The organism is Actinoplanes sp. M2I2, assembly GCF_023544445.1.
Taxonomy (GTDB): domain Bacteria; phylum Actinomycetota; class Actinomycetes; order Mycobacteriales; family Micromonosporaceae; genus Actinoplanes.
Window position 1 is genome coordinate 15,993 of the sequence record NZ_JALPVJ010000013.1, and the last position, 13,448, is coordinate 29,440.

The following is a 13,448-nucleotide window of genomic DNA, read 5'->3' on the forward strand; positions in this document are numbered from 1 at the left end:
CATGACCGACCTGATGGACGTCCTGCGCAACCTGCCGCAGGCCGTCGGCACCGCCCCCGCCGGCCCGGACATCGTGGCCGCCGACGTGGCGCGCGGCCGGCACGCCGTGACCCGGCGGCGCCGCCGTCACCTGACGTTGTCCGGCGCGGCCGTCGCCGTGGTCGCCGCCGTGACCGTCGGCGCCGCCCAGCTGCCCGGCGGCCCGGCCACCGACACCGGTGCCGGCGTCGTGACGGCGCAGGCGACCCCGATGAGGCTGGTGGCCTGGACGGGCGAGCAGCCCAAGGGGTTCACGGTGCGATCCGTGCCGGACGGCTGGCGGGTGATCTCCGATGACGCGTCGTCGTTCGTCGTCGCGCCACCCGGCCAAGGGGTGACCGAGCCGCAGCCCGGGCAGGCGTTCAGCGTGGTGGACCGGATCGCGGTGTCCCTGCAGGGGCTGAGCAGGTTCGGCGCGGACCACAAGGTGCGGACCGTCGACATCAACGGCGAGCAGGGCCGGCTCGGCTTCGCGCAGGAGTCCGAGGGCAAGGCCTCCGACATGCGCTGGCTGATGTTTACCGACCCCTCCGGCCGTCGGGTGCTCGTCCAGATCCCCGCCTCGGCGAACCTCCCCGACGACCAGCTCGTGGCCTTTGCCGAGGGGATCACCGTGACCGATCAGGCGCTGGAGATCGGCGGCTGATCAGCGGCACCCGGGAGCGTCCCACCTCGACGGTGCGACGCTCCCGGACGTATGTGGAGCCGCGGTCAGGGGGGTGGTTGAGGCAGCCGGGTACCTACACGTCGTGCACGTAGAGCCGCATCGTTGCCGGGCGGCCATCTGCTTGCTTGTCGGTGCCGGACGTGAAGTCGTGGACGTAGACGAAGCCGCTCTTCTCGGCGACGCGGACAGATGCGATGTTTTCGGGGTCGACTCGGATGGCGGCACGTGTTCCGATCCGGTTCTCACGCATGTACTCGAGGATGAGGCGTACGGCTTCACCTGCGACTCCGCGCCCGCGGGCCCACGGGTGGACGGCGTAGCTGATGTTGACGTCTCCGGGCTCCAGGCCGTCGACGACATCGGGGTCGCAGTCGACATATCCGGCGAGGCGGTCATCGAGGCACACGCCGAAGCCTCGCTTGCCGCGCCCCGCGCGAGCGTTGTCGGCCAGCTTGCTGAAGTGGGCGGCCGTCATCCCGGCGGTGCCGGGGGCGCCGTTCAGCCAGCGAACGGTGTGCTCGTCCTCACCGGCGTTGTGCGCCTCAATGTCCTCGTCTGTCAGAGCTCGCAGCGTGATCCTCATGCGAGGACCATAGGGAGCCGCCGGCAGTGCACAACAGTGATATTTGAAGCTTTCGTGGCATCAGGCCAGAAGAGCGCGTCGCGTCCCTCAACCAGATCGAGGACGCGGTGGTTCTCGCAGTCGATCAAGACTCTGCACGGGACAGAGCCCGGAACTTACGAACAGAACCAGCCCACCGCCGGAGGTGAACTTCGCGGTCTTCCGTACGTCTGTGGACCCGCCCGACCACACGCGCCTGCGCCGCCTGGTCCAGTCGGCACGGCGGTGCGGCCCGCATGGCCGAACTGCCGGCGGCCACCACGGCGCTGGTGGAGCAGATCCGGCACAGCGTCGCCGTCAAGCGCCTCGAGCCCGGGCCCGACCTGCTGTCCGCGCTCATCACGGTCAGCGACGACGGCGACCGGCTCAGTGAGGACGAGCTGGTCTCCACGGTCTACCTGTTGCTGCTGGCCGGCTATGACACCACGGCCAACCTCATCGGCACCGCGGTCTGGCGGTTGCTGGAGGACCGTACGCGGTGGCAGGCCTTGCAGGCGGATCCGGCGCTGGTCCCCGCAGCGGTCGAGGAGTTGCTACGCCTCGAGAGCCCGGTGCAGGTGGCGACCCACCGCCGGGGTGGCAACGGCCACAGTCGGCCGCCGTCAACGTTTTGTCGGCACTGCGTCGGCGCCGGCGCGGTGAACTCGAGAAGCGATCCGGTCATCGACCGCCGGTGCGGTGACGGCCGCCGGCACAGGATCGCCTGCACCCCCTGTCCCAGCCGTCGAGGAGAAGGTCATGACGATTTCCGATCAGAATTCAGCCGGCGATGCTCTGTCGGCCGCGGCCGTCGAGGCTCTGACGGCCGAGGTGACAGGTGTCGTCCTGCAGCCCGGCCAGGACGGGTACGCGGCCGAGGTCGCCACCTACAACTTCGCGGTGCCGAACGCGCCGGCGCTGGTGGTCGGCGCGGCCGGCCCGGCCGACGTGCAGGCCGCCGTCCGCTTCGCCGCCGCCCACGGACGGCCGGTCGCGGTGCTGAGCACCGGTCACACTCCCGTGGTGCCCGGCGAGGGCACTGTCATGATCACTACCCGGCGGATGGACGAGGTGACCATCGACCCGCACCAGCGGCGGGCCCGGGTCGGCGCCGGCGTCCGCTGGCAGCAGGTGGTGGACGCGGCCACGCCGCACGGACTGGCCCCGCTGAACGGTTCGTCGCCGCTGGTCGGCGTGGTCGGTTACACGCTGGGCGGCGGCTTGAGCGCCACCATGGCCCGGGCCTTCGGCTGGGCGAGCGACCACGTGCGGGGCATCGACGTCGTCACGGCCGACGGCGAGCTGCACCACGCCGACGCCGAGTCGGACGCGGATCTGTTCTGGGCCGTCCGGGGCTCCAAGAGCAACCTCGGCGTTGTCACCGCGATGGAGTTCGACCTGTTCCCGGTCCGGACGCTGTTCGCCGGGGCGCTCATCTTCACCGGTGAGCATGCCGAGGCCGTGCTGAGCGCCTACGCCGACCTGACCGCGAACGCCCCCGACGAGCTGACGACGTCGATCTCGTTCATGCGGCTGCCCCCGCTGCCCGTCTTCCCCGAGCCGTTGCGCGGTACGTTCACCGTCCACGTCCGGTTCTCCTTCATCGGCGACAGCGCCGACGGCGAGAAGCTGCTGGCCCCGCTGCGGGCGGCCGCGCCGGCCATCGTGGACACGGTCGCCGACATGCCGTACGAGAACTTCGCCGCCATCTACAACGACCCGGTGGACCCGGCGCCGTTCGCCGAGCGCACCCTGGCCCTCGGGCCGCTCCAGCCCGAGCTCGTGCACAAGCTCATCGCCACCGCCGGTCCGGAGGCCGACGTCCCGGCGAACTTCGTCGAGCTGCGGCACGTCGGCGGCGCCCTCGCCCGTACGCCTTCCGACGCCGGCGCGGCCGGTATCCGCGATGCCGAGTTCATCCTGTGGGTCGTGGCCATCGGCGATCCGGTCGGCACCGCGCCGGCGATGCAGTGGTCGGAGACGTTGTTCGACGACCTGGCGCCGTGGACGCGGGCCGGCAAGTACCTCAACTTCATGGCCGGCGAGGACCTCGAGCCGGACGCCGTGCGCGCGGCCTATTCGCCGGACACCTACCGCCGGCTCCAGCACACAAAGAAGGCTTACGACCCGGCCAACCTGTTCCGGCTGAACCACAACATCGCCCCGCTCGACTGACCTGACAGACACCCACCTCGATATCGATCTCGCGCACCTGCGGGACCGTGCCGAGATCACCGGCAGCCTGCACCGCTACGCGGCCAGCCTCGGGATCGGTGACGAGTGACACCCGCGTACCCCTGATCCCGGGGAGGGCCTCCGGTGAGCCGGAGGCCCTCCACCCGTGGCCACCCTCACATCCTTTGCTGTGGCTTGCGATGAACTCCGTGGCCTCTTCTCCGTCTGCTACCTGTACGCCGGTGCCACCGGCGTCGATCAGTGACGGGGAGAGGACGGGTCTGTGACGATCCAGCGTCTTGAGGTGTCGCTGCTGGGCAGCGTACGGGTCGCGCGCGCGGCTGCCGACCTCTCGCTCGGCTCGCCCCAGCAGCGCGGGCTGCTGGCTTTGATGGCGTTGCGGGGTACACCCGTCGACGTCGACGAGGCAGTATCGGCGTTGTGGGGCACACAGCCTCCCGTCTCCGCCCGGGGCACGGTACGGACCTACGTGGCGCGTCTGCGCCGGATACTCACCGTGGACCAAGCGCCGGTCCTGCGCCGCGCCGGATCGGGCTACCTGCTCGACACCGAGCTGGCGCCGGCCGACACCACCGCCTTCCACGCGGAGACGGCCCAGGCGAGACTCACCCGGCACAGCGACCCGCAGCAGGCGGTGGCGGCACTGCGACGCGGGCTGGGTCTCTGGTCCGGCCCGCCGCTCACCGGCGCTCACGGCGACTTCGTCGCGGCGCAGCGGACCCGGCTGCTGGAGGCCGAACGCAACGCCCGGGAACTGCTGTTCGAGCTGGAGCTGAGTCTCGGCCGGCACGGTGAGGTGGCCGACGAGATCGCGGCCGCGGCCGCGCGATACCCACTGGACGGCCGGTTCGCCGAGCTGCTCATGCTGTCCCTGCATCGCGGCGGGCGGTCGGCCGAGGCGTTGGCGGCCTTCCGGCGTACGCGGGCGCGTCTGCACGAGGAGCTGGGCATGCCGCCCAGCGCGGCACTCGAACAGTTGCATCGAAGGATCCTCACGGATGACCCGGCGATCCTGGCACCGTCCACTCCGTACTCGGCCGGTGATGATTCCTCGCCCGCAACGATCAGCGCGCGCCCCCTGGAAGCGCCGGTGCAGCTACCCGCCGATCCACCCGACTTCGTCGGACGGGCCGTGGAGATGCGCAGGGCGACAAGTCTGCTGACCGCCGCCGGCTCCCGTGTTCTGGGGCTCACCGGCCTCGGTGGCTCCGGCAAGACGACGCTGGCTGTCCGGCTGGCGCAGGGGCTGGGAAGTGAGTTCCCCGACGGCCGGTTCTTCATCGACCTGGGCGCCCGCAACGAGCAACCGGCGCATCCGCACCAGGTCCTCGGCGGTTTCCTCCGCTCGCTCGGGGTGGGCGCCGAGGCGATCCCCCCGTCGCTGGACGAGCGGATCGCGCTGTGGCGCACCCTGACCGCCCGCCGGCGCATCCTGGTCGTGCTGGACGACGCGGCGGACAGCGCCGGCATCACGCCGTTGCTGCCGGCCGGTTCCGCGTCGGCGGTCATCGTCACGGCCTGGCGCCGGATGGTGGACCTGCCAGCGGCGCGCTGGATGCGGCTGGGCGCCATGCCCGAGCCCGAAGCCCTGGACCTGCTCGGCGTCCTTGCCGGGCGCGCCCGCGTCGACGCCGAGCCGACGGCCGCGGCGAGGCTGGTGGCCGCCTGCTCGTATCAGCCTCTGGCGGTACGCGTAGCCGCCGCGCGCCTGCTCGACCGGCCGCTCTGGTCCATCGAGCGCATCCTGGCGCAACTGGCCGAAGACATGCTCAAGCCCGCCGTCATGCACGAGGATTGCGCGGTCGTCGACGCCCCGTTCCGGCTCGCCGAGAAGAGGCTGCAACCGGCGGCCGGGACGGCGTTGCGTCTCGGATCGCTGCCGGACGAACCCGTCCGTACGGTGGACGAACTGGCCACGATGCTCGACGTGTCGCACGGCACCGCTCGGGGCCTGCTCGAGGACCTCGTCGACGCGCACCTGATCGAGCCGGTCGACGCGGACTCCTATCGGTTCCCCGACCTGATCCAGGCCTACTCCCGGCGGCGCGCGGTCGAGGTCGAGGGGGCCGAGCGCTGCCAGCTGGCCCGCAGCCGCCTCGCCGCCGAAAGGGTGCTCGCCGCCGCCGGCCGGTGACGTGCGAACACCCCGGTATCGACGCCGGCAACGGCCCGAAGGTGCTCAGCCGCATCGCCGGGCGCGCCGACGGCTAGCTGCCCACGCTCGTGCCGCCGGCCGGCGTGGCCGCCGCGATGTCGCAGATCCGGGCCGGCCTCTGAGCAGCACAGTCCCCGGCGTCGCCGCGTCACTCGGCGGCGGCGCCCTTGGCGACCGAGATCGCGCCGGTCGCCGGACCGCTCACTCCTTCATGACCGCGGATCGCAGAAACCGCACGGCGTAGTGCGCCCGGGACTTGACGGTGCCGACCGGGATATCCAGCCGGCGAGCGGCCTCCTCCACCGTCGACCCGTGAAAATAGATCTCCTGGAGGACCCGGCCATGACCGGCACTCAACCGGCGGAAGGCGCCATTCAACGCCTCGCGAGCAAGCGCGACGTCCGCGGTGTCCTCAACGGAAGCGTTCGCGAAGACATCAAGCAACTCCACCTCCTGGGGCCGCACCCGCCGCACCCGCGCCGCATCGATCGACACCCGCCGGCCGATGGTGTACAACCACCGCCGAACGTTCTCCTCACCGTCAGGCAACAGATCCCAGCGCCGCCACACCCGCAGCATCGTCTCCTGCAACAGATCCTCAGCCGCGTGCGGCTCCCGAGTCAGGCCGCGCAGGAACCGCAACAGAGGTCCCGCGTGAGCCGCATGCACCTCCGCGAGCCGCCGCTCCGCATCCAACCGCTGCCGCGCCGAGCCGAACTGAACAGAAGAATGGCACGACGCCGTCATAAGGTCCTTCTCCATTGCTCCACCACTGCTTCTCCTTCGAAGCAAGCTTGTCCGCGCCGGCCGGCCTGTTCTTCTCGTCCGGCGCTCGGTCCTTGCCCGGCGGCGCACACGGACGGCCGGTGCGGGGGCAGGGGTGAATCCGCGGGTTGGCTCAGCGACGCGTCAGGAGCCGGTCCCGGCGGACCACTCGGCGGGATCGGGGGTGAGCCGGACCGCGAGCTGGCCGATGTTTCCCCCGTCGAGCATCTCGATGAGCGCGGCGGGAGCGGCGTCCAGGCCCTGCCGGATGTCCTCGATGAAGGTGAGGGCACCACTCTGCTCGAGGCCATGCAGGATGCGCTGGGCCTCGGACCACCGAGGCCGGAAATCCGCGACAAGGAAGCCCTGCATGCGCAGACTCTTGGCGATGAGGGTGACGGCGAGCTCCGGCGGCCCGGGTGGCGGCTGATCGGAGTCGTACTGAGCCGTCACCCCGCAGCACACGATTCTTCCGTGCTGCGTGAGCGCCGGCAGCACCTGACCGAGAAGGGGGCCGCCGACGGTGTCGAAATAGACGGAGACCCCGCCGGGACACGCTGCCCTCAGGTCGTCGGCGAACGTCGGTGACCGCCGGTCGAGCGCTGCGGCATAGCCGAGCCGCCGCTGGAGGAACTCGCCTTTCTCCGCCGAGCCGGTGATGCCGACAGTTCGTGCTCCGGCGGCTCGGGCCAATTGACCGGCGAGGTGCCCGACCCCGCCCGCGGCGCCCGACACCAACACGGTTTGTCCTTCGTGGACCTGTCCGACGTCTCTGACCCCGAAGAACGCGGTCAAGCCGTTACGGCCCAGCGGGCCGAGGTGATGCGACAACCGGCCCACCCGCTCGACCGGCCAGATCTCGTCCGCCGGAACGGTGGAGTACTCCTGCCAGGCGGCGGCCGCTCCCACGATGCTGCCGATCGCCGGACCCCCGGGTGGCCCGGCGACGACCTGACCCAGTACGGAGGAGGGAACGGGTTCTCCGGGCTGAAGCTGTGGTCGATAGGTGGGCCCTTGCATGACAGCGCGGGCCGCCGGCGCGACCGAGACGAGGACGTTGCGCAGCAGGACATGGTCGGTCGGCGGCGGCGGCACGACAACGGTCTCGGTCCGGAAATGCTCCTTCGTCAGCGGGCCGGACGGGCGCCGGCTCATGACGATCTGGGTGGCTAGCATGTCGAACCCTCCGACCGGTCGGGAAGGCTGTCGGAGGCGGGTGTGACGATCTCGGCGAGCAGGGCGGCGAGCTCGGCCGGCCGGGACAGGAACGGCGAGTGGCTGGTCGCCAGGCGGCGTACGGACTTGGCCCGGACCGCCATGCGTTCCTGTTCGGACGCGGGCAGCGCCTGATCCTGTTCGCAGAGGATGTAGGTCGACGGGATCGTGTGCCAGGCGGGCTCGCCGACGCGGTCGGTGAACGACTGCGTCCGCTGTTCGACCAGCCGGCTGACGGCAAGACCGGCCGCATCGTCGGGTACGTCCGCGTACAGAGACGTCCTCGGATCGGCGATGATCGGGGACAGGCCGCTGGTGTCGGCCGGCTCGGGCATGCCGTGGAAGCTGCCCACCGACTCGCCCCGGTCCAGCTGGTAAGCGGCCAGATAGACGAGGTGTTCGACCCCGGGCAGGGCTGCCGCTTCGGTGACGGGGACGCCTCCGTAGGAGTGGGCGACCACAGCGAGGGGCCCGTCGATGGCCGTGATGGCGTCGCGGACGGCGCCGGCGTCGTCGCGCAGGCCACCCCGGGGGTCGGGGCCTGAGGTCGGCAGTTTGACGGTGCTGCTCGGGTACCCGAGCGCGGACAGCTCGCGACGCAACGCGTCGAAGACTGCAGGGCCATGCCAGGCGCCGTGTACGAGCAGCAGGGTGGTGGAGCGGGAGGGAACATTCACGGTTAACTCCTCGGACATTGTGTCGGACAGCATGTCCGACACAATGTTTATCACGGGGTGCCTAGGATCGGGCTATGGCTTCCACCACCCGCCGGGCCTCGGCCGGCGCTGACCGCCGGGCTGTCGCCGAGGCGCAGATCCTGGCCGCGGCGGAGCAGCTGCTCGCCGGGGGTGAGCGCTTCACCGAGCTGGGGATCCAACGGCTCGCGGCCGAGGCGGGGGTGGCGCGATCGACGTTCTACCTCCACTTCCGCGACAAGACCGAGCTGCTGCTGCGGCTGACCGCCACCCTCACCGCCCCCGCACTCGACCTGATCAGCGCCGCCCCTCCGGAGAGTGGCCGGGAGAGCATGGAGCAGGCGATGGGTGCGGTGATCCGCTATTACCGGGAACGGCGGCATCTGCTGGCCGCGGTGCTCGAGGTCGCGGCGTACGACCCGGCGGCCCGGGCGGCGTGGGAGGCCGAGCTGCAGCTGTTCACCGAGCGCGCCGCCGCGTGGTTGCGGGTCGAGCAGCAGGCCGGCCGCACGGCGCCGGAGCTGGAGCCGGAGACGGCGAGCCGGGTGTTCGTCTGGGGCGGCATCCAGGTCATCGCCAACCAGGTCCTGACCGGTGACCAGGCCCAGGACGCGGCGGTGGCGCGGGAACTCGTCTCGCTGCAGTGGTACGGGAGTTTCCGGCGGCCCGCTGAGGACCGGCCTGGCGGGTGACAAGACGCTCCTACACTTGCCGGGTGATGGATCTAGACAGTGCGCCGGAGGCGGCTCCGGACGCGGTGGGGCAGTCGGAGGTCGAGCCGCGCCTGCTGCGGGCGCTGGTCGCGGTGGCGGGGGAGGGGCACTTCGGTCGGGCGGCGCAGCGGCTGGGCCTGGCCCAGCCGGCGCTGAGCCGCCGCATCCAGCAACTCGAGCGGGTGCTCGGCGTGAGCCTGTTCGACCGTACGTCGCAGGGGGCGACCCTGACCGGCGCGGGCCGGGCGGTGCTTCCCGAGGCGAAGCGCGCCCTGGCCCAGAACCGGCGAGTGCTGAACGCGGCGCGGGCTTACGGGGCCCAGGGATCCCGTACGGTCGTCGTTGCCGCGCCGCTTCCCAGCCCGCCCGGGGGCCTGCTCGCCGAGGCGATCCGCCGGTTGCGCACCGAGCAGCCGGGTGTGCGCGTGACGGTGACCGACATCAAGGACGAGGAGCAGAGCGCCGCCCTCGCCGCCGGCAGCGTCGACGTCGCTCTGACCTGGGGCGGCGCCAACCGCCCGGACGTGACGTCCCGGCCGTTGGTCGAGGAACGCTGGGTGGCGGCCCTCCCCGCGGGCCACCCGGCCGTGTCGGCCGGAGAGCTGTCGCTGGAGGCGCTGGCCGGCGAGTCTCTGCTGTTCCCCGTGCAGGAGCGCCGGCACTGCTGGTCCCGCCTGACCGCTGTGGCCGAGGCCGCGTACGTGTCTCTCGCCCCGATCCCGACCGCGCCGGGCGCCGTGGCCGATCTCGTCGCCGACGGCCTCGGTGTCTCGGTCGTACCGGCCTCGTTTCGTCTTTCTCAGCTGCCCGGCCTGGCCTTCGTCCCGTTGCCCGGCCCGGGGCTGAGCGGTCGGATGAGCCTCCTGTGGCGGCGTGACGAGTCGGCGCCCGCGGTGCTGGCGCTGCTCGCCGCCTGCCGGGCCGCGGCCGGCGAACTCGCCGAACGCCGCCCCGACATCTGGACCGCCGCCGGCCCCACCCCGTCGATCTCAGGGCAGCAGCGGCGGGCCGACGATCTGGATCCCGTGGCCGGCCGCGATCCGGGTGAGCTCCTGCGGTGACAGCGGGGTCTGACCTGCTGCCGTCTCGGGCGGGACGCCGATCTCGTCGACGAAGCGATCGAAGCCGGACGGGGTGTGCACGGTGAGGAACCGCGCCTCGGGTGAGGTGACGACGAAGCCGTGAGCCAGCCCACGTGGCAGCAGGGCCAGCCCGCCGGAGCCGACGCTGAGCACCTCGGCGCCGACCTCGACGCGCAGCGTCCCGTCGAGCACGAGGAACGTCTCCTCGTCGTTGTCGTGCAGGTGCAGCGGGGAGCAGTATCCGCGGTCGCCGGTGTGCTCCAGGATCGAGAAGCCGCCGTCGGTGTCGCCGGCGCCGAGCCGGGTGCGGACCAGACCGCCGAGGAAACTCACCATCTGCTGGGTGGCGGGATCGGTGATCACGGGTTTGGCGAAGGAGCCGGTTACGTAGGTCATGCAGTGATCACAGCGTGGGCGGAGCCGGGCGTCCAAGGCCGGACGTCGATCGCCCGATGCGCCGCCGGCATGAGGCCTTGTCGCAGCCTCGTCCCGTTGTCTCAGCTGTGAGGGGAGACACCAGAATGAACTTCCCATGCCTTGGAGCGTCGTCCTCGTATGACTTCCTCGTCTCTCGACACCGAACTCATCAACGATCTGCCGCCGCAGCTGGCGAACAACCGTGCCTATTGGCTCGGGTGGGGCAGTGACGACGACGTCCTCTCCGACCTACCGATCTATCGCAGCGGTCTTCCGCAAGGGATGTTGAACGGGGTGCTGCGGGCACGCGACGTGAACATCGACACCGCCATCCAGCGAGCACGTGCCGCCCTCGACGGTACGAGCTGGCTCTGGTGGTACAACCCGGCTGACAGTGACCCGGGCGTCGCGGACGAACTCCTCGAGCGGGGGGCCGTCGAGGTCGGAACCGTCCCGATCATGGCGGCCCGGCTCCGGGGAAAACCCGTGGTGCCGCTGCCGCAGGGTGTGCGGATCGAACAGGCACGGACGGCTTCGGCCCTGAAGGCGTTCGCGAGCATCTATCCGGTGCCGAACGGCATGACCACGGCTGACGTAGACGCCACAACGGCCGTCGAACTTGCCCGGAACGGCCGGCACGAACTCCAGCTCCGGTACGTCGCCTGGCTCGGTGATGTGCCGGTCAGTTGCGGAGCGCTGTCCATCAGCAACGGCGTGGCCGGCATCTACAACATGGCCACCGTCGCCGAGTACGAGCGCCGCGGGATCGCGGCCGCACTGGCCGCCGAACTGCTCGCCGAAGCCCACGAGCAAGGAATCCCGGTCGTCACGCTGACGGCCAGTCCGCGCGGAGCGCGCATCTACCAGCGGCTGGGCTTCCAGAACGTCAGTGAGTACCGCCTCTTCAAACTCTGATCCGTCGCTCCCGCCCCGATTCGCGCCTCAAGGGCTGACGCCCTCCACCGGGCGGCCGTCCTCGAGGTAGCGCACCTGTTTCGCCTTCCAGCCGGCGCGTACCCGACGCCGGACCGGTCCGCTGAGCAGAGGCAGCGCCGCGTCGATCGGCAGGATCCGGCTTTCGGCGATCTCCAACGGCTGGAGCACCACCGTGTCCAGGACGGCGTCGTCGAAGGCGCCACAGTCGAACAGGAAGCGCATACCACCCGGACGGTCCGGCCGTGGGCGCAGGAAGTCGACGCACACCAGCCGCCCCGTGGTGACGTCGAGGCCGCACTCCTCCTTGGTTTCGCGGCGACACGCATCCCAGGGTGATTCGCCGATCTCGACGACCCCACCCGGGATCGTCCAGCCGCCCTTGTACGTCGGCTTCAGGATGAGCAATCGGCCCTTGCGGCCCCGTACCAGAGCTCCGGCGGAGGCCGGGACGGTCGGGAGTACGAACGCCAGCTCGGGCAGCTCACCGGCGTTGACATCGCTCATGGAGATCATGCTAGATCCGGCGCGACCGATCGGCCATCCGCCGGTCGATGAAACGGCGGACCTCGGCACACGGGTGAGTATGACCTTCAGTGACTCATTGCTTCCGTGTGACCGAGCGTCCGCCGACCCCTCCACGATCGCGTCTGCCCAGCGCAGCTGCAATATCAACGATCAAAGAACAGCGCTGTAATTAGGCTCCGGCCTGGCTGATCGCCGGCCTCGGGAGGTGCTCAGGCCGGGTCACTGCGCTTGTCGGTGAACCTGTCGCCGAAACAGGTCGCTCAAGCCGATCTGGTCACGACGGTGGAAACCATCCTGACCCAGACCGGCTTCCCGGCCGACCGGCTGACCCGGGGCGACCGCCCTCGTCCGCCAACGATTCGCGGCCGGGGGTTGGCCGCCGGTCCGCAATTGAGAGCGGCCAGGCTTCGCGCGCTTGACGACTTCGGCGGCACAAGGTCGAGTCGGTCAGTCGACGTCGGCGACGGCCTTGCCGTGCAGGGTGCCGTTGCGCAGAGCGGTGATTGCCTCTTCCACGTGGTGCCACGACTTGCGCCACGCGATGGAGGGCTTCAGTGATCCCTTGGCCAGTTGCCCGCTGAGCCACGTGAAGTCGGGCGGCAGGGGAGTGCCGTCGAACTGGTGGAAGCTGACGATGGCGCGGTTGTTGACGTCCGGGGTGGCCATGAGCGCACCGGGAGGGAAGCTTTCTACCTCGGTGGCCAGGTGCCCCAGAGCTATCAGTACGCCGCCGCTTTCCAACCGGTCGAAGGCTCGTACGAGGATGGAGCCTCCGACAGTGTCGATCACGGTGTGGACGGTGCCGGGATAGTCGGCCGGGTCGGCGACGACGTCGTCGGCACCGAGGCTCCGCAGTTCCGAGCCGAACCGCTCGGGCGATCGCGTCACGGCGATCGGCTGGGCACCGCCCAGATGTGCGAGTTGAACCGCGTACCGTCCGACGCCACCGGTCGCGCCGGTGATCATGATGCGTCGGCCCAGGACCGGCCCGCTGCGGCGAAGAGCGCGCAGCGCGCTGTTGGCTGCCACGGGGACAGTGCTGATGGCGGCCAGGTCGGCGTCCGTGGGCGCGGTGCCCAGCATGGCGGTGCTGACAGCGCGATATTCGGCCCATCCTCCGCCGTTTCCGAAGGTGGTCACCGCAGTGCCGACAGCGGGCCCGGAACCGTCGCGGGCCGCCTCGACGATGTGTCCGGCCGCCTCCCAGCCAGGGACGCTGCCGTCGTCCAGCCCGCCGGCCGTGGCCAGGTCGCCGGCGTTCAACGCGAACGCCCCGACTTCGACCAGAGCCTCATCCGGGCGAGGCGCCGGTTGCGCCGCGGTCCCCAGCCTGAACCCCGAGGTCCGGTCATGGTCGATGACCAAGGCGCGCATCAGGTCCTCCCGAGTTTGTCGGATCGCTTGCCGCCGTCGCCGTCGTCTGGACCGTGCGACCCAGCAGG

At 70.8% G+C, this 13,448-nt stretch carries 13 protein-coding genes; 6 read left to right on the plus strand and 7 right to left on the minus strand.

The genetic code is table 11. The features are described from left to right. Position 1: 1 nt before the first annotated feature. Entirely contained in the window at positions 2-685 is a 684-nt protein-coding gene (locus tag HJC40_RS26135) for a hypothetical protein (protein WP_250004573.1), read from the plus strand. A 94-nt stretch (positions 686-779) separates the two neighbouring features. Here the strand turns inward: HJC40_RS26135 and HJC40_RS26140 are convergent, their stop codons facing one another. Further along, a complete protein-coding gene (locus HJC40_RS26140; RefSeq protein WP_250004576.1) occupies positions 780-1,289 on the minus strand; it encodes a GNAT family N-acetyltransferase in 510 nt (169 codons plus the stop codon). Between the two features lie 777 nt (positions 1,290-2,066). Between HJC40_RS26140 and HJC40_RS26145 the strand changes: the two genes are divergently transcribed. After that, positions 2,067-3,482, plus strand: coding sequence for an FAD-binding oxidoreductase (locus HJC40_RS26145; protein WP_250004579.1), 1,416 nt, complete (start codon positions 2,067-2,069; stop codon positions 3,480-3,482). Positions 3,483-3,765: 283 nt separating this feature from the next. Then, positions 3,766-5,637: an AfsR/SARP family transcriptional regulator gene (locus HJC40_RS26150; RefSeq protein WP_250004582.1), complete on the plus strand. Its 1,872-nt coding sequence runs from the start codon at positions 3,766-3,768 to the stop codon at positions 5,635-5,637. Between the two features lie 222 nt (positions 5,638-5,859). On the opposite strand, the gene HJC40_RS26155 is transcribed toward HJC40_RS26150, so the two are convergent. From HJC40_RS26155 to HJC40_RS26165, 3 genes are all read right to left on the minus strand, one after another. Then, entirely contained in the window at positions 5,860-6,420 is a 561-nt protein-coding gene (locus tag HJC40_RS26155) for a sigma-70 family RNA polymerase sigma factor (protein WP_250004584.1), read from the minus strand. A 147-nt stretch (positions 6,421-6,567) separates the two neighbouring features. Continuing rightward, on the minus strand, positions 6,568-7,599 hold the full coding sequence (locus tag HJC40_RS26160) for an NADP-dependent oxidoreductase (RefSeq protein WP_250004587.1): 1,032 nt from the start codon (positions 7,597-7,599) through the stop codon (positions 6,568-6,570). Beyond that, positions 7,593-8,315 carry an alpha/beta hydrolase gene (locus HJC40_RS26165; RefSeq protein ID WP_250004590.1) on the minus strand — a complete coding sequence of 241 codons (723 nt, stop codon included), beginning with the start codon at positions 8,313-8,315 and terminating at the stop codon, positions 7,593-7,595. The genes HJC40_RS26160 and HJC40_RS26165 overlap by 7 nt, the downstream gene beginning before the upstream one ends. A gap of 74 nt (positions 8,316-8,389) precedes the next feature. Between HJC40_RS26165 and HJC40_RS26170 the strand changes: the two genes are divergently transcribed. Together HJC40_RS26170 and HJC40_RS26175 are read left to right on the plus strand one after the other, a co-directional pair. Continuing rightward, positions 8,390-9,025 (plus strand): TetR/AcrR family transcriptional regulator, encoded by a 636-nt coding sequence (locus HJC40_RS26170; RefSeq protein WP_250004592.1) that lies wholly within the window; start codon positions 8,390-8,392, stop codon positions 9,023-9,025. Positions 9,026-9,051: 26 nt separating this feature from the next. After that, positions 9,052-10,107 (plus strand): LysR family transcriptional regulator, encoded by a 1,056-nt coding sequence (locus HJC40_RS26175; protein ID WP_250004596.1) that lies wholly within the window; start codon positions 9,052-9,054, stop codon positions 10,105-10,107. On the opposite strand, the gene HJC40_RS26180 is transcribed toward HJC40_RS26175, so the two are convergent. Beyond that, positions 10,036-10,524: a cupin domain-containing protein gene (locus tag HJC40_RS26180; protein WP_250004599.1), complete on the minus strand. Its 489-nt coding sequence runs from the start codon at positions 10,522-10,524 to the stop codon at positions 10,036-10,038. The genes HJC40_RS26175 and HJC40_RS26180 overlap by 72 nt on opposite strands. A gap of 141 nt (positions 10,525-10,665) precedes the next feature. On the opposite strand from HJC40_RS26180, the gene HJC40_RS26185 reads away from it, so the two are divergent. Further along, positions 10,666-11,460 (plus strand): GNAT family N-acetyltransferase, encoded by a 795-nt coding sequence (locus HJC40_RS26185; RefSeq protein WP_250004601.1) that lies wholly within the window; start codon positions 10,666-10,668, stop codon positions 11,458-11,460. 27 nt (positions 11,461-11,487) lie between these two features. On the opposite strand, the gene HJC40_RS26190 is transcribed toward HJC40_RS26185, so the two are convergent. Together HJC40_RS26190 and HJC40_RS26195 are read right to left on the minus strand one after the other, a co-directional pair. Continuing rightward, the gene (locus HJC40_RS26190) at positions 11,488-11,985 is read right to left on the minus strand and encodes an NUDIX hydrolase (RefSeq protein WP_250004604.1); all 498 of its coding nucleotides are present in this window, start codon (positions 11,983-11,985) and stop codon (positions 11,488-11,490) included. A 468-nt stretch (positions 11,986-12,453) separates the two neighbouring features. Next, a complete protein-coding gene (locus HJC40_RS26195) occupies positions 12,454-13,380 on the minus strand; it encodes a zinc-binding dehydrogenase (protein ID WP_250004607.1) in 927 nt (308 codons plus the stop codon). Positions 13,381-13,448: the final 68 nt, after the last annotated feature.

Coding starts and splice junctions, on each gene's coding strand:
- HJC40_RS26135 (WP_250004573.1), top strand. CDS start 2: ATGACCGACCTGATGGACGTCCTGCGCAACCTGCCGCAGGCCGTCGGC.
- HJC40_RS26140 (WP_250004576.1), bottom strand. CDS start 1,289: ATGAGGATCACGCTGCGAGCTCTGACAGACGAGGACATTGAGGCGCAC.
- HJC40_RS26145 (WP_250004579.1), top strand. CDS start 2,067: ATGACGATTTCCGATCAGAATTCAGCCGGCGATGCTCTGTCGGCCGCG.
- HJC40_RS26155 (WP_250004584.1), bottom strand. CDS start 6,420: ATGGAGAAGGACCTTATGACGGCGTCGTGCCATTCTTCTGTTCAGTTC.
- HJC40_RS26160 (WP_250004587.1), bottom strand. CDS start 7,599: ATGCTAGCCACCCAGATCGTCATGAGCCGGCGCCCGTCCGGCCCGCTG.
- HJC40_RS26170 (WP_250004592.1), top strand. CDS start 8,390: ATGGCTTCCACCACCCGCCGGGCCTCGGCCGGCGCTGACCGCCGGGCT.
- HJC40_RS26175 (WP_250004596.1), top strand. CDS start 9,052: ATGGATCTAGACAGTGCGCCGGAGGCGGCTCCGGACGCGGTGGGGCAG.
- HJC40_RS26180 (WP_250004599.1), bottom strand. CDS start 10,524: ATGACCTACGTAACCGGCTCCTTCGCCAAACCCGTGATCACCGATCCC.
- HJC40_RS26190 (WP_250004604.1), bottom strand. CDS start 11,985: ATGAGCGATGTCAACGCCGGTGAGCTGCCCGAGCTGGCGTTCGTACTC.
- HJC40_RS26195 (WP_250004607.1), bottom strand. CDS start 13,380: ATGCGCGCCTTGGTCATCGACCATGACCGGACCTCGGGGTTCAGGCTG.